Origin of the sequence: Streptomyces sp. NPDC007905, from assembly GCF_042959345.1 — a bacterium.
Taxonomy (GTDB): Bacteria; Actinomycetota; Actinomycetes; order Streptomycetales; family Streptomycetaceae; genus Streptomyces.
The window spans coordinates 24,710-38,214 of sequence record NZ_JBIBKS010000028.1; the positions used below are offsets into that span (position 1 = coordinate 24,710).

The window sequence follows — 13,505 nt, forward strand, 5'->3', positions numbered from 1 at the left end:
CTCCCGGCACGTCAGCCGATGTCCTTCTCCCGCAGCTGCCGGAAGAAGGCCCGCAGGTCGGCGGCGAGCAGGTCCGGTTCCTCCATGGCCGCGAAGTGGCCGCCCCGGTCGAACTCCGTCCAGCGCACGATGTTCTCGGTCCGCTCCGCCCTGTGCCGCAGCGGGATCTGGGGCTCGGCCGGGAACAGGGCGAGGGCCGTCGGCACCGTGGACGGCTCCGCGGGCCGGGCGGTCCGGCCACGGGCGTGGGCCCGCTCGTAGTAGATGCGCGCGGACGAACCGGCCGTGCCGGTCAGCCAGTACAGTATGACGTTCGTCAGCAGCCGGTCCCGGTCGACGGCCTCCTCCGGCACCTCGACACAGTCGCTCCACTCCCGGAACTTCTCCACGATCCAGGCGAGCTGACCGACCGGGGAGTCCGTCAAGGCGTAGGCGAGGGTGTGCGGCCGGGTCGACTGCAGGACCGCGTAACCCGTGCCCTCGCGCGACCACTGCTCCCACCGCCGCCACGAGGCGAGCGTCTTCTCCCGCTCCCGCGGGCCGAGCCGGCCCAGCTCCTCGGCGCCGGGCTCGGTCGCCGCCTGGGCGCCGGGCAGCAGGGTGAGGTGGACACCGATCACCCGGTCGGGGTGGGCGCGTCCCAGCTCGCGGGAGACGGCCGCGCCCCAGTCGCCGCCGTGCGCGCCGAACCGCTCGTACCCGAGCCGCCGCATCAGCTCCGCCCAGGTGTCGGCGACCCGGGCGGCCTCCCAGCCGGGCTGTGCGGTGGGCCCGGACAGCCCGAAGCCCGGGATGCCCGGTACGACGACGTGGAACGCGTCGGCCGCCTCGCCGCCGTGTGCCACGGGGTCGGCGAGCGGCCCGACCACGTCAAGGAACTCGACGATCGAGCCGGGCCAGCCGTGCGTCAGGATCAGCGGGGTCGCGTCCGGCTCGGGAGAGCGCACATGCGCGAAGTGGACGTGCGCACCGACGACCGTGGTGGTGAACTGCGGCCACTCGTTCAGCTGTGCCTCGGCCGCCCGCCAGTCGTAGCCGTGCCGCCAGTACTGGGCCAGATCACGCAGGTAGCCGCCGGGGACGCCGTAGTCCCAGCCCGCCCCCGGCAGCTCGGCCGGCCAGCGGGCGCGGTCGAGGCGTTCGTACAGGTCGTCCAGATCGCTCTGCGGAATCGACAGACGGAACGGCCGGACGGTCCCGGCGGACGCAGACGTCATGGCCGGGATGCTAGTGCGCGGCGGGCCCCGCACCCGGGAGGCCGATCGGGGGCCGGCCGATGAGTTTCGCGGGGCGGACCGGTCGATACGGATGACCGTGTTCCACGCCCCAGGAGGTGCGCATGACCACCGACGGATTCACCACGTGTCTGTGGTTCGACGGGCAGGCCGAGGAGGCCGCCGACTACTACGTGTCGATCTTCAAGAACTCCAGCATCGGCCGCGTCGGCCGCTACACCGAGGCCGGTCCCGGGCCGGCCGGCTCCGTGGTGGCCGTGGAGTTCACGGCCAACGGCCAGAAGTTCGTCGCCCTCAACGGCGGCCCCCAGTTCACGTTCAACGAGGCGATCTCCTTCCAGATCTTCTGCTCCGAACAGGAGGAGATCGACTACTACTGGAGCAGGCTCACCGAGAACGGCGGCGAGGGCGGCTCCTGCGGCTGGCTCAAGGACAGGTACGGCGTCTCCTGGCAGGTCGTCTACGACCGGCTGATCGACTTCATCGCCGACCCGGACCCCAGGAAGGCGACGCGTGCCACCCACGCCATGATGCGCATGGGCAAGCTGGAGGTCGCCGCGCTGGAGAAGGCGTACGCGGGGGAGTAGCGGGACTCCGGCACCTACCCGGCCTCGGCGAGGATCTCGGCGATCACATGCCGGGAGTTCTCCGCCAGGGCCGGGTTGCTGTGCCAGTAGTACGGCAGCTGGATCAGCGAGATCGACAGCGCCCAGCCCCGCCCGCGTGCCCACTCCGCGTCGTCCGCCCCGACCGCTTTGCGGAAGGTGTCCCGGGCGGATGCGGGCAGCAGGTTCCAGGCCACGATCAGGTCCACGGCGGGATCGCCGACTCCGGCGGTGCCGAAGTCGATCACGGCACTCAGCCGGCCGCCGTCGACCAGTACGTTCCCGGGAGACAGGTCTCCGTGGGCCCAGGCCGGCGGCCCGGCGTGCTCCGGGGCGCCCAGAGCCCGGGTCCACAACGCCGTGACCGCGTCGGTGTCCACCCTGCCGCCCAGCTCGGCGACGGCCGCGCGGGTGGGCTCGTCCCGGCCCGTCAGGGGGCCGCCCCGGTAGCCGGGCGGACCGTCCTGCGCGGGGACCCGGCGCAGGGCGCGGACGAACGCCCCGAGGTCCTCGGCGAGCCGCTCGGGCTCCTCCACGGCGCCCGCCGCCGGATTGCGGCCCTCCAGCCAGCGGTAGACGGACCAGGGCCACGGAAAGCCCTCATCCGGGTCGCCCACCCCCAGTGGCTCGGGCACCGCCACCGGCAGCAGCGGCCCGAGCCTGGGCAGCCAGCGCTGCTCCCGCGTCACGTCCTGCACGGCGCCGGGACGCCGGGGGAGCCGAACCACGAGGTCGGTGCCCAGCCGGAACATGGCGTTCTCGGTCCCGCAGGACGCCAGGCGCCGTACGGGCAGCGCGGCCCACTGCGGAAACCGGAGGGAGACCAGGCGATGGACCAGCGGGGCGTCGAGGTCGACCTCGTCCGCGTGCATCTTCCGCGGCTTCTGGCTGTCGAAGGCATTCATCGGAGCCCATCCCAGCGCCTCGACGCCCCGGCTGTCGACGGAATTTCGCCGGGATCAGACCCGGTCGGCCACGATGAGCAGGTACTGGAAACTGCCGTTGCGGTACGCGGACAGGAAGGTGTCCTCGATCCCCGTGACCAGGTGGTCCGCCTCCCTGCGCAGTTCCCAGTACGGGATGGTGGCCTGCGTCAGGTCCTCGACGTGCACCGGCACCAGCCGGTTGCGGGCCATCGCCCGGAAGTACGCCGACCGCGGATGGATGTCGCAGATGTAGTGCGCGTTGATCAGCGACACCTCCCGGGAGGCCTGCCCGTAGGTGTCGTTGTAGCAGCCGGTGATGACCACGTACCGGCCGCCGCGGCGCAGCAGCCGGGCGTGTTCGGCGAACAGCAGGTCCAGCTCGACGTACATCGTCGACTCGTTGTTCCACGAGGCCGCGTACGCGCCCGACGTGAAGCCGGTGTCGAGCATGTTGCGGTGGTGGTAGCGCACCTTGCCGTCGATGCCCCGCTGCCGGGCCTGCTCGTTGGCGAAGTCCGCCTGCTTCGCGGAGATCGTCACGCCGTCGGCGTGACAGCCGTACCGCAGGTGCGCCGTGACGCTGCCGCCGCCGCGGCCGCAGCCGGCGTCGAAGACCCGGTCGGTGGGGGAGAGCGGCCCGAGGCGGGAGGCGAGCAGTTCGGCCTGGGCGTGCTCCAGACGGTGCAGCTCGGTGGTGATGCGCTCCCGGCGCCGGTCGGGGTCGGGCTCGTCGAGCACCGAGCGGTCGGCGGCGCCGATGCCGTAGTGGTGGTGGTACAGGTCGTCGATCCTGCCGAGTTCGAGATTGACCGGGTTCTCCTCGGCGTTCCAGTAGTCCGCGACGCGGCTCTGGTACGTGGACTGGGCCGGCACCGGAGCGGGTGCGGTCCGGGCGACGGGGACGGTCGTCAACGGTGACTCCTCGTGGCGCATGTGACGGTGTTTCGTTTCCGTGGAAGCGGGGGCGGTTACCAGTAGTCGGGCAGGTGGTAGCGGTGGGTGTTGGTGGCGTGCCACTCGTGGTTGCCGGACACCCAGGCGGCGAGCCCCTCGGCGTAGCGCTCCACGAGCGGCGAGACGGTGGAGAGGAGGGCCGACTCCTCCTCGAAGGCCTCCATGATCCTGTTGTGGATCTCGACGGACCTCAGGTACGCGGCCTTCAGCCCGCACCGCTCGTTGGCGGCGACGACCTGCGGCAGGTTGAGGTGGGTGGGATCGCTCGCCAGCTCCTTGGTGAAGGAGTACAGGTCGTTGACGATGGTGGTGGCGTTGCACGCCAGGGCGGTGATCCGCTGGATCGCGGGGCGGGCGTAGACCTGCTCGGGCAGTTCGTAGCCGTCCACCGCGTCCACGATCGACAGACAGGGGCGGAAGTTGTTGAACTGCCGCATCACCAGGTACTCCCAGACCCGTGGGACGTAGCGGGTCTCGGCCCAGCCGGCCTCCGCCAGATAGCCCAGGTGGAGCCGGGCGATGTCGTGCACGAACCGGTCGGTCTGGCTGGGCGTGGCGAAGGTGGCGTAGTCGGTGAGGGCGAAGTGGTACGAGCGCAGCGGACCGTCGGCCCGCATGCCCTGCCGCCACTCCTCCTCCAGCTCCGGGATGCCGTGATATGGGTCGATCGCCGACTGGGCCATGATCAGCCGGCCGCCGAGGCCGCGACGCGCTCCGCCCCTGCCCTCGTCCTCCTCGCAGTAGCAGGAGTCGACCACGTTCTCGGCCAGCAGCAGCTGGCCGGCGACCGTCAGGCGCTCCAGGTCGAGGGCGCCCGGATGCTGCAGAACGACGGCCCGGCCGAACTGGAAGCCGGAGAAGTCCCCCTTCCAGGCCTCGGGGAACAGGTTCAGGCCGCGGGCCCAGATCTCCAGCCGGCGATCGATCTCGGCGGCCTTCTCCGGGTCGGCGGGAGCGGCCGGCCGGAAGCGCAGCCCGGGGATCGCCCCGGTGCGCCGGTTTCCGCGCATGCTCCGGGCGATGTCGGGCGGCCCGGGCAGCGTGTAGGAGGGAGTGGGTGCGCTCATGGCGTGCTCCGGGCCGTCACTCGGCCGTCCGGCCGATCTGGACGTTCTCCAGGATCCCCGCCGCGTCGGGGACCAGGATGGCCAGCGAGTAGTAGGCCGTGACGAGGTAGTTGGTGATCGCGGCGCCGTCGATGCCCATGAAGCGGACGTTCAGGCCGGGCTGGTACTCCTCCGGGATGCCGGTCTGGTGGAGGCCGATGACGCCCTGGTCGGCCTCGCCGGTGCGCAGCGCGATGATGCTGCTGGTGTGGTCCTCGCTGATCGGGATCTTGCCGCAGGGGAAGATCGGCACCCCCCGCCAGGCGGGCACCTCGTGGCCGTCGACGCTCGCGGTGCCGGGCACCAGGCCGTGCTTGTTGCACTGCCGGAAGAAGGCCGCGATCGCCTTCGGATGGGCGAGGAACACCTTGGTCTTGCGGCGCATCGACAGCAGCTCGTCGAGGTCGTCCGGCGTCGGCGGCCCGGTGTAGGTGCTGATGCGCTGGCCGTAATCGATGTTGTGCAGCAGCCCGAACTCGCGGTTGTTGACCAGTTCCCACTCCTGCCGCTCGCGGATCTCCTCGACGGTCAGCCTCAGCTGCTGGGCGGTCTGGTCCATCGGGTCGTTGTACAGGTCGGCGACCCGGGTGTGCACCCGCAGCACGGTCTGGGTGAGGGACAACTCGTACTCGCGCGGGGTCAGCTCGTAGTCGACGAAGCCACCCGGGAGCGTCGGCTCGCCCACATGGCCGGCCTGTACCGGCACCTCCGCCTCGCCCTTGCGGTTCATCGGCCTGCGCTGCCGCTCGACATAGGCCTGCAGGTGGGCGGCGAGGGACGGCGCGCGCTCGGTGAGCTCCTCCACGACCGCCCAGGGCAGCGCCAGCACCACACCGGCGGTCTCGGCCCGCACCGAGGTCAGCCACAGCGGATCGGACTGGCCGACCGCCTCGTCGCCCATCTGGTCGCCGTCGGTGACGACGCCGATGATCTCCTCGTCGCCGTACTTTCCGTTGGTGTAGCGGGTGAACCGGCCGTGGACGACGAGATAGGCCTCGGTGACCGGCTGCCCCGCCTCGAACAGCACCTGTCCGGCACGCACCTCCCGGGGCTGGAAGCGGGTGGCGATCTCCCGCAGCACGTCCGTGTCGGGGTAGCCGCGCAGGATCGGCAGCTCGGTCAGCGTCTGGGGGACGACCCGGATGTCGTCGGCGCCGTTCTGCTCGAAGTGCACGCGCCCGCGACCGGTGCGCAGTTGCAGACGCCGGTTGACCCGGTAGGCGCCGCCCCTGACGTCCACCCACGGCAGGGTCTTCAGCAGCCATCGCGAGGTGATGGCCTGCATCTGCGGTGCGGACTTGGTGGTGGTGGTGAGCCGGCGGGCCGCCCGGGTGCTCAGGCTGGTGAGCTGCCCGTCGGCCGGGGGCACGGGGTCGGGTTCGTCGACTGCGGAACCGGTGGCGATGTCCGGTGTGGACACTTTCCCTCCTGCGGAGAGGCGAACAGGGGTGATGCGGATCGGTCGGTGGAGCGCGGGGCGCCGCTGCGCTGGGACCAGCCAAACAGCACGCGTGATGTACGGGTACGGCGTGAAAGGGGCGGTTTTGATCAACACGTGGTGCAAACCTGCCGTTGAGAGCGTTCTGTGTCGGTTGCGGTGATCGCGCGCTGAGGGGTCGCCTCCGCGCCCCCGGCGGCTCGGGGTTTTCGTCCCGGACGGTTCGGCGCGCGGCCCGACCGCGGGGTGGCTAACGTGATGTACCGGCACGAACCATCCGACCGAGAGGGTCCCGACCATGGCCGTGCAACCCGAAGGAACGCCCTGTTGGGCCGATGCGATGTTCAGCGATCTCGAGGGTGCCAAGACCTTCTACGGCGACGTCCTCGGCTGGACCTTCGGTGAGTCGTCGTCGGAGTACGGCAACTACACCCAGGCCTACGCGAACGGCAAGGCGGTGGCCGCCGTCGTTCCTCCCATGCCGGGGCAGGAGGGGCAGTCGCAGTGGTGCCTGTACTTGGCCTCGCCGGACGCGGCCGCGACCGCGGCGAGGATCCGGGAGAACGGCGGCGACGTGCTGATGGAGCCGATGCAGGTCGGCGAGTTCGGCACCATGTGCCTGGCCCGGGAGCCCAGCGGAGCCGTGTTCGGCGTGTGGCAGGGCGGCGTCCACGAGGGCTTCGAGGCGACGGCGGTGCCGGGCGCCTACTGCTGGGCCGAGGTCTTCACCCGCGAGCCCGAGAAGACGGACACCTTCCTGACCGCCGTCTTTCCCTACCGGGCGAAGCAGATCGAGGACGACGCGGTCGACTTCCGCATGTTCGACATCGGGGAGGACACCGTCCTCGGCCGGATGCGGATGACCGACGACTTCCCGCCCGAGGTGCCGTCGTACGTCAACGTGTACTGGACCGTCGACAACTGCGACGAGGCCGTGGCCCGGGCCACCGGGCTCGGCGGCATCCTGCGCTTCGGGCCCATGAGCAGCCCCTTCGGCCGGTTCGCGGCACTCAGCGACCCGCAGGGTGCGAACTTCTCGGTGATCGACATCACGACCACCGAAGGCGAGATGCCGAAGATCAAGGACGTCTGACCGATCGGCCGCGACGGGGACGCCGCCCGGCAACCGGTGGGGCCATGGCATGATCGACGGCATGCGTGAACGTGTGGTGGCCGCGTGCGACGGGGCTTCGAAGGGAAACCCCGGACCGGCCGGATGGGCATGGGTGGTCTCGGACGACGAGCGGACCGCCGCCCGCTGGGAGTCGGGCCCGCTCGGCCGGGCCACCAACAACGTCGCCGAACTCACCGCCCTGGAGCGGCTGCTGGCTGCCGTCGACCCGGACGTGCCGCTGGAGATCCGCATGGACTCCCAGTACGCGATGAAGGCCGTCACGACCTGGCTGCCCGGCTGGAAGCGCAACGGCTGGAAGACGGCCGCCGGCAAACCGGTCGCCAACCAGGACCTGGTGGTCCGCATCGACGCACTGCTCGACGGTCGCTCCGTCGAGTTCCGCTACGTCCCCGCCCACCAGGCCGACGGCGACCCGCTCAACGACTTCGCCGACCGCGCCGCCAGCCAGGCCGCCGCGGTCCAGGAGGCGGCCGGCAGCGCCCTCGGCTCCCCGGAGCCGCCGCCGTCGCCCGACACCCCGAAGGCGGCCGCCCCGCGCAAGAAGGCGCCCCGCCGCACGGGCGGCGGAGCGTCCGCCCGCACCATCAAGGCGAAGTTCCCCGGCCGCTGCCCGTGCGGCCGCGCGTACGCGGCCGGCGAGGCCATCGCCAAGAACGCGCAGGGCTGGGGCCACCCGGAGTGCCGTACCGCCGAGGCCTGATCAGCTGTCGAAGGTATAGAACGCGGTGTGGTCGAGCAGGTCCGCCGGACGCACGTCGTTCCACGGCTTCATCGTCTCGTTCAGGTCCACGACGTCCGGCGTTGCGCCGGCCGGTACATAGCCGGCGTTCGGGTGCCGGCGCTGCCACTCGGCCCAGAGCTTGTCGATGAAGGCGTGGTGCAGCCAGAACACCGGGTCGTTGGGGGAGACCCCGGTGGCCATCTGCCCGCCGACCCACACGTGGACCCGGTTGTGCAGATTGACCCCGCGCCAGCCCTCGAGGTGGTTGCGGAACCCGTCGGAGGCGCTGTTGTACGGCGCCATGTCGTACGTGGACATCGTCAGCACCGACTCCACCTCCGCGCTCGTCGGCAGCTCGCGCACGCCCACGCCGAGCGAACGGCGCAGGAACGTACGGCCGTCCACGCGCACGCTCAACGGCCAGTTGCCGGTGGACGCCGCGAACGGGCCGTCCATCACCCGGCCGTCGGAGCTGCGCCCGGTGCCGCCGAGGAAGTCCGGCGCCCACAGCGAGGCACGCACCGTGCGGTCGGTGCTCCAGTCCCAGTACGGCAGCGCGACCGAGGAGTCGACCGACTGCAGCGCCCGCTCGAAGTCGAGCAGGAATCTGCGGTGCCAGGGCAGGAAAGACGGGGAGCGGTGGCCGGTGCGTTCGCCGGTGTCGGTGTCGGACATGATGAAGCCGTTGTGGGTGCGGACGAATTCGTCGTAGCGTCCGCTGCGCTTGAGTTCGAGGACGGCGTCCACGAACCGGCGCTTCTCGTCGGGGGTCAGGGTGGCCTGGTTCTTGCGTACGGTCATGTGCGTGGTGCTCCGGAAGTCCTTGCGGAGGCGGTCAGTTGGCGGGGAACGGCAGCAGCGGGGCGCCCTGCAGCTCGTCCACCGCGGTACGGGCGGCGGCGCGCGGCGTGGGCACCGGGTCGTAGTGGCTGACGACGCTGATCCAGGTGCCGTCGGCGTTCCGCATCACGTGCAGCTCCACCCCGTCGACGAACACGGCGTAACCGCCGCCGTGTTCGTGGTGGTGACCGCCCCCGCTGGACGGCCGGCCCTGTATCCGGCGGCCCTTGTAGACCTCGTCGAAGGGGTCCGGCGAGCCGTGCTGGTGTTCGGCGGCCGGCGCGCCGGGCGCGACGAGGGTGGCGGCACCTGCCGTGGCGGCGAGGGCGACCGCCGCGGTGAGCGCGCGGCGCCGCGTGAGTCCGGGCATGCGGGTCCTCCTGCGAAGGTGTTCGAGTGGTGACTTCGCATGCCTACTGGGCCCTTGCGGAGGCGAGGAAATCGCCCGGAGCCGCTTGGCTGTGATCCGGACAATTACCCACATGACGTGCAGGATTGAACAAAGATGATCTTGCTGTGGCGGGGGCCGGTGCACCGCGGAACGGGGAATTCCTTGCCGGTGCGCCCGCAGTTGCGGTGATCTTTCTCGTGCGCGGCCCACCCGAGTGGCGCCGGTCACCGCGGCAGACTGGCGCGATCCGGAAGCCCGGCCGCACCCCTGCTGCGCCCCCGGTGCCAAACGGTCACGTCGGGTAAGTCGTCAGGGGGGTGTGCGTGAAGGGCGTCTGTGCCGGGGGTGAGCCCGCGGGCGTGCTCTCCGCGCAGAGCGCGGCACGCTGCAGCGCCCAGTGGTACGAGAAGCTGCCCCGCCGCACCGCCCTGGCGCCGCACCGCATGTTCGCCCTGCTCGGCCGACGGCACCCGCTGCTGCTGCCGCACGTCCCGCCCTCCGGCTCTGCTACGGGATCGACAAGGCGGCCGGCCAACTGGAGGTCCTGCGCCGGCTCAAGCGCCAGGCTCGGCCCCGCGGTGGCCCGCGCCCTGCGATCCCGGTCGACGGGCAACCGGGCCCAGGGCCCCAACCCCAGCCGCCCTGGAGGAGCACCTCGCCCGACGGGCCGGCCCGGCTTCCGGGCAACCTTGGTGAATGGCCATTCACCCGATAAGGTGAATTGTTATTCACCCTTATTGACGCTGCCCGCAGGAGCGCCGATGGACCAGCCGGACCCGATGCCCCAGCCGCCCGGCACCGCAGCCCCCGCGCCCCCGCTCCGGGACCGCCTCACCATCCCGGTGCTGGCGTCGGGCGGCATCCTCATGGCGGTCATGCAGACCGTGGTCGTACCGCTCCTGCCGGACCTGCCCCGGCTCACCGGCGCGTCGGCGGCCACGGTCTCCTGGATGGTCACGGCGACCCTGCTCTCCGGAGCGGTGCTCACCCCGGTGCTCGGCCGCGCCGGCGACATGTACGGCAAGCGCCGGGTCCTGACGGCGGCCCTCGCGCTGATGACCGCCGGCTCGGTGATGTGCGCGCTCTCCTCCGACATCGGCGTGCTCATCGCGGCCCGTGCGCTGCAGGGCGCCGCCGCCTCCGTCGTCCCGCTGTCGATCAGCATCCTGCGCGACGAACTCCCACCCAAGCGGCGGGGCTCGGCGGTGGCGCTGATGAGTTCCACGGTCGGCATCGGCGCCGCTCTCGGCCTGCCGCTCGCCGCGCTGGTCGTCCAGTACGCCGACTGGCACACCATGTTCTGGCTGACCAGCGCCCTGGGCGCACTCGGCGTGGCGGCCACCTGGTGGGCGGTCAGGGAGTCGCCCGTGCGGGAGCCGGGCCGCTTCGACGTCCTCGGCGCCCTCGGTCTCGCCGCCGGGCTGACGTGCCTGCTGCTGGGCGTCTCGCAGGGCGGCACGTGGGGCTGGGCGAGCCCCCGGATCCTCGGGCTCTTTCTCGCGGCCGTCGTGGTCCAGGCCCTGTGGTGGTGGCAGCAGCTGCGCAGCGAGCGGCCGCTCGTCGACCTGCGCCTGGTCACGCGGCCACGAGTGGGAATGTCCCATGTGGCGGCCCTGCTGACCGGGTTCGCCTTCTACGCCAACTCGCTCGTGACCGCCCAGCTGGTGCAGGCGCCGAAGGCCACCGGCTACGGCCTCGGGCTGTCGATCGTCGCCACCGGACTGTGTCTGCTGCCCGGCGGCGTCACCATGCTGCTCTTCTCGCCCCTGTCCGCCCGTATCTCGGCAGCGCGCGGGCCGCGCGTCACCCTCGCCCTCGGCGCCGCCGTCATCGCCTGCGGCTACGCGGTGCGTATCGCGGACAGCCGCGACCTGTGGATGATCGTCCTGGGCGCCACCGTGGTGGCTACCGGCACCACCCTCGCCTACTCCGCGCTGCCTACCCTGATCCTGCGCGCCGTCCCGGCCGGCCAGACCGCCTCCGCCAACGGTGTCAACGTCCTGATGCGCACCATCGGCCAGGCCACGTCCAGCGCCGCCGTCGCCGCCGTCCTCGTGCACCACAGCAGCCCCGTCGCCGGCCTCGCGGTGCCCACCCTGCACGGCTACCTGCTGGCGTTCGCGATGGCGGGGGCGGTCGCCCTGGCCGCGTGCGCGGCGGCCCTGTCCATCCCGGGCGACGAACCCTCCGCAGACACCCGGCATGCCCGCGGAACGAACCGGGGTGCGCGCGACGGGGCGATGGAGGGAGCATGAGGGTCGTGAGCACTCGACCCGGCCCCGCACCGGCCGCCCCCGTCCGCCGTGACGCCGAGGCCACGAAGGCGGCCATCCTGAAGGCGGCCCGATACCTGCTGGCCCGGCACGCGCACGCCGACATCACCCTCAGGGCGGTCGCCGAACGGGCCGGTGTGAGCCCACCGTTGATCCTGAAGTACTTCGGCAACAAGGACACCCTCTTCGCCCGCGTCATGTCCTTCGAGACCGACGCGGACGACCTGCTCGACGCGCCCCTGGAGGAGCTGGGCCGCCACATGGTCCGCCATGTGCTGGCCAGCCAGCGCGAGCGCGGTGCCGACCCGCTGCTGCGCATCGCCTTCGCACCCCTGCACGACGATCACGGAGACGTCCTGCGCGCCAACTTCCGCGTCCAGGTGACCGAACGTCTCGCCGGCCGGCTCCCCGGTCCCGACGCGGGCCTGCGCGCCGAACTCGCCGTCGCGGGACTCCTCGGCCTCGGCGTGATGTACGGCATCGCGCGTGGCCCGCACCTGCGCGCGACCGACATCGACGCCATCGTGGACCGCTACGGCCCCTTCGTACAGGCGCAGTTGACGCCCGGCTCCTGACCGAGTCCGGCAGCGGCGACGGCCGGGTCGGCCGCCACCGGCACCGGTACGGCGGCCGGCGCGGCGGCGGTGCGCAGGAAACCGCCGCGGCTGACCGGCACCGAACCGTCGCCCGCCGGAGGGAAGTTGCCCGCTGAACGGTCGATCACGGGTTCACGCTGGGGGGCCGCTCGACGACCAGCGGCCATCGACTCATTCACCCGTGTGGGTGATAAGCGCGCAGGTCGGCCGCCGGAGCGGCCCGTTCCGCGGAATGCGGGGCCGGGTGACAGACTGACGCCATGGACGAACGCGTATTCGGCAGGTCGGGGCAGTGGGCATCGGTCGTCGGCCTCGGCACGTGGCAGCTGGGCGCCGACTGGGGCGACGTGGACGACAAGGAGGCGCTGTCCGTCCTGGAGGCGGCGGCCGAGTCGGGAGTCACCTTCTTCGACACGGCTGACGTGTACGGCGACGGGCGCAGCGAGTCGACCATCGCCACCTTCCTGAGCAGTCGGCCCGACCTGCACGTTCTGGTGGCCACCAAGATGGGCCGCCGGGTCGAGCAGATCCCCGGGAACTACGTCCTGGACAACTTCCGCGCCTGGAACGACCGGTCCCGCCGCAACCTCGGCGTCGACCGCCTCGACCTGGTGCAGCTGCACTGTCCGCCGACGCCGGTCTACTCCTCGGACGAGGTGTTCGACGCCCTCGACACCCTGGTCGAGGAGGAGCGCGTCGCCGCGTACGGCGTGAGCGTGGAGACCTGCGCCGAGGCGCTGACCGCGATCGCCCGGCCGAACGTGGCTACCGTGCAGATCATCCTCAACCCGTTCCGCATGAAGCCCCTGTACGAGGTGCTCCCGGCGGCCCGGCGGGCGGGCGTCGGCATCATCGCGCGCGTACCGCTCGCCTCCGGCCTGCTGTCGGGCAAGTACACCAGGGACACCGTCTTCGCCGCCGACGACCACCGCACCTACAACCGGCACGGCGAGGCCTTCGACCAGGGCGAGACCTTCTCCGGTGTCGACTACGCGACCGGCGTCGAGGCCGCCGCCGAGTTCGCCGCGCTGGCCCCCGAGGGCTGCACCCCGGCCCAGCTGGCCCTGCGCTGGATCATCGAGCAGCCCGGCGTGACCACGGTCATCCCCGGCGCCCGCAACCCGGAACAGGCCCGCGCCAACGCGGCCGCCGCCAAGCTGCCGCCGCTGCCCGAGGAGACGTTCACCGCGATCCGCGATCTGTACGACCGCCGGATCAAGGACCAGGTCGAGCACCGCTGGTAACACCCGGCCAGCCATCCGTTTGAACGATCGTCCACGCGGTT

At 71.7% G+C, this 13,505-nt stretch carries 14 protein-coding genes; 6 read left to right on the forward strand and 8 right to left on the reverse strand.

The genetic code is table 11. The features are described from left to right. Positions 1 to 11 precede the first annotated feature (11 nt). Positions 12 to 1,217 (reverse strand): alpha/beta fold hydrolase, encoded by a 1,206-nt coding sequence (locus ACFZDC_RS35475; protein ID WP_391330342.1) that lies wholly within the window; start codon positions 1,215 to 1,217, stop codon positions 12 to 14. Between the two features lie 122 nt (positions 1,218 to 1,339). On the opposite strand from ACFZDC_RS35475, the gene ACFZDC_RS35480 reads away from it, so the two are divergent. Further along, the gene (locus tag ACFZDC_RS35480) at positions 1,340 to 1,822 is read left to right on the forward strand and encodes a VOC family protein (RefSeq protein ID WP_391330343.1); all 483 of its coding nucleotides are present in this window, start codon (positions 1,340 to 1,342) and stop codon (positions 1,820 to 1,822) included. A gap of 14 nt (positions 1,823 to 1,836) precedes the next feature. Here the strand turns inward: ACFZDC_RS35480 and ACFZDC_RS35485 are convergent, their stop codons facing one another. Genes ACFZDC_RS35485 through ACFZDC_RS35500 form a run of 4 tightly spaced genes read right to left on the reverse strand, consistent with a single transcriptional unit; the run spans position 1,837 to position 6,246 of the window. Then, on the reverse strand, positions 1,837 to 2,745 hold the full coding sequence (locus ACFZDC_RS35485) for a phosphotransferase (protein ID WP_391330344.1): 909 nt from the start codon (positions 2,743 to 2,745) through the stop codon (positions 1,837 to 1,839). Between the two features lie 54 nt (positions 2,746 to 2,799). Beyond that, the gene (locus tag ACFZDC_RS35490) at positions 2,800 to 3,678 is read right to left on the reverse strand and encodes a geranyl diphosphate 2-C-methyltransferase (protein ID WP_391330346.1); all 879 of its coding nucleotides are present in this window, start codon (positions 3,676 to 3,678) and stop codon (positions 2,800 to 2,802) included. A gap of 56 nt (positions 3,679 to 3,734) precedes the next feature. Beyond that, the gene (locus tag ACFZDC_RS35495; protein WP_391330348.1) at positions 3,735 to 4,787 is read right to left on the reverse strand and encodes a family 2 encapsulin nanocompartment cargo protein terpene cyclase; all 1,053 of its coding nucleotides are present in this window, start codon (positions 4,785 to 4,787) and stop codon (positions 3,735 to 3,737) included. 16 nt (positions 4,788 to 4,803) lie between these two features. Further along, a complete protein-coding gene (locus ACFZDC_RS35500) occupies positions 4,804 to 6,246 on the reverse strand; it encodes a family 2B encapsulin nanocompartment shell protein (RefSeq protein WP_391330349.1) in 1,443 nt (480 codons plus the stop codon). A 316-nt stretch (positions 6,247 to 6,562) separates the two neighbouring features. Between ACFZDC_RS35500 and ACFZDC_RS35505 the strand changes: the two genes are divergently transcribed. Both ACFZDC_RS35505 and ACFZDC_RS35510 read left to right on the forward strand, forming a co-directional pair. Further along, on the forward strand, positions 6,563 to 7,357 hold the full coding sequence (locus ACFZDC_RS35505) for a VOC family protein (protein ID WP_391330351.1): 795 nt from the start codon (positions 6,563 to 6,565) through the stop codon (positions 7,355 to 7,357). A 49-nt stretch (positions 7,358 to 7,406) separates the two neighbouring features. Next, on the forward strand, positions 7,407 to 8,099 hold the full coding sequence (locus ACFZDC_RS35510) for an RNase H family protein (protein ID WP_391330352.1): 693 nt from the start codon (positions 7,407 to 7,409) through the stop codon (positions 8,097 to 8,099). Here ACFZDC_RS35510 and ACFZDC_RS35515 read toward each other — a convergent pair whose 3' ends face one another. Continuing rightward, positions 8,100 to 8,921, reverse strand: coding sequence for a tyrosinase family protein (locus tag ACFZDC_RS35515; RefSeq protein ID WP_391330354.1), 822 nt, complete (start codon positions 8,919 to 8,921; stop codon positions 8,100 to 8,102). Positions 8,922 to 8,955: 34 nt separating this feature from the next. After that, positions 8,956 to 9,330, reverse strand: coding sequence for a tyrosinase family oxidase copper chaperone (locus ACFZDC_RS35520; RefSeq protein WP_391330356.1), 375 nt, complete (start codon positions 9,328 to 9,330; stop codon positions 8,956 to 8,958). A 782-nt stretch (positions 9,331 to 10,112) separates the two neighbouring features. On the opposite strand from ACFZDC_RS35520, the gene ACFZDC_RS35525 reads away from it, so the two are divergent. Together ACFZDC_RS35525 and ACFZDC_RS35530 are read left to right on the forward strand one after the other, a co-directional pair. Continuing rightward, positions 10,113 to 11,606 (forward strand): MFS transporter, encoded by a 1,494-nt coding sequence (locus ACFZDC_RS35525; RefSeq protein WP_391330358.1) that lies wholly within the window; start codon positions 10,113 to 10,115, stop codon positions 11,604 to 11,606. Continuing rightward, entirely contained in the window at positions 11,603 to 12,199 is a 597-nt protein-coding gene (locus tag ACFZDC_RS35530; protein WP_391330360.1) for a TetR family transcriptional regulator, read from the forward strand. The genes ACFZDC_RS35525 and ACFZDC_RS35530 overlap by 4 nt, the downstream gene beginning before the upstream one ends. Here ACFZDC_RS35530 and ACFZDC_RS35535 read toward each other — a convergent pair. Further along, a complete protein-coding gene (locus ACFZDC_RS35535) occupies positions 12,157 to 12,348 on the reverse strand; it encodes a hypothetical protein (RefSeq protein WP_391330362.1) in 192 nt (63 codons plus the stop codon). The two genes, ACFZDC_RS35530 and ACFZDC_RS35535, sit on opposite strands and share 43 nt — an antisense overlap. Positions 12,349 to 12,480: 132 nt before the next feature. Between ACFZDC_RS35535 and ACFZDC_RS35540 the strand changes: the two genes are divergently transcribed. Next, on the forward strand, positions 12,481 to 13,464 hold the full coding sequence (locus tag ACFZDC_RS35540) for an aldo/keto reductase (RefSeq protein WP_391330364.1): 984 nt from the start codon (positions 12,481 to 12,483) through the stop codon (positions 13,462 to 13,464). Positions 13,465 to 13,505: the final 41 nt, after the last annotated feature.

Excerpts from the sequence above, each read along its gene's own strand:
- ACFZDC_RS35475 (WP_391330342.1), bottom strand. The coding sequence starts at position 1,217 with ATGACGTCTGCGTCCGCCGGGACCGTCCGGCCGTTCCGTCTGTCGATT.
- ACFZDC_RS35480 (WP_391330343.1), top strand. The coding sequence starts at position 1,340 with ATGACCACCGACGGATTCACCACGTGTCTGTGGTTCGACGGGCAGGCC.
- ACFZDC_RS35485 (WP_391330344.1), bottom strand. The coding sequence starts at position 2,745 with ATGAATGCCTTCGACAGCCAGAAGCCGCGGAAGATGCACGCGGACGAG.
- ACFZDC_RS35495 (WP_391330348.1), bottom strand. The coding sequence starts at position 4,787 with ATGAGCGCACCCACTCCCTCCTACACGCTGCCCGGGCCGCCCGACATC.
- ACFZDC_RS35505 (WP_391330351.1), top strand. The coding sequence starts at position 6,563 with ATGGCCGTGCAACCCGAAGGAACGCCCTGTTGGGCCGATGCGATGTTC.
- ACFZDC_RS35510 (WP_391330352.1), top strand. The coding sequence starts at position 7,407 with ATGATCGACGGCATGCGTGAACGTGTGGTGGCCGCGTGCGACGGGGCT.
- ACFZDC_RS35515 (WP_391330354.1), bottom strand. The coding sequence starts at position 8,921 with ATGACCGTACGCAAGAACCAGGCCACCCTGACCCCCGACGAGAAGCGC.
- ACFZDC_RS35520 (WP_391330356.1), bottom strand. The coding sequence starts at position 9,330 with ATGCCCGGACTCACGCGGCGCCGCGCGCTCACCGCGGCGGTCGCCCTC.
- ACFZDC_RS35525 (WP_391330358.1), top strand. The coding sequence starts at position 10,113 with ATGGACCAGCCGGACCCGATGCCCCAGCCGCCCGGCACCGCAGCCCCC.
- ACFZDC_RS35530 (WP_391330360.1), top strand. The coding sequence starts at position 11,603 with ATGAGGGTCGTGAGCACTCGACCCGGCCCCGCACCGGCCGCCCCCGTC.
- ACFZDC_RS35540 (WP_391330364.1), top strand. The coding sequence starts at position 12,481 with ATGGACGAACGCGTATTCGGCAGGTCGGGGCAGTGGGCATCGGTCGTC.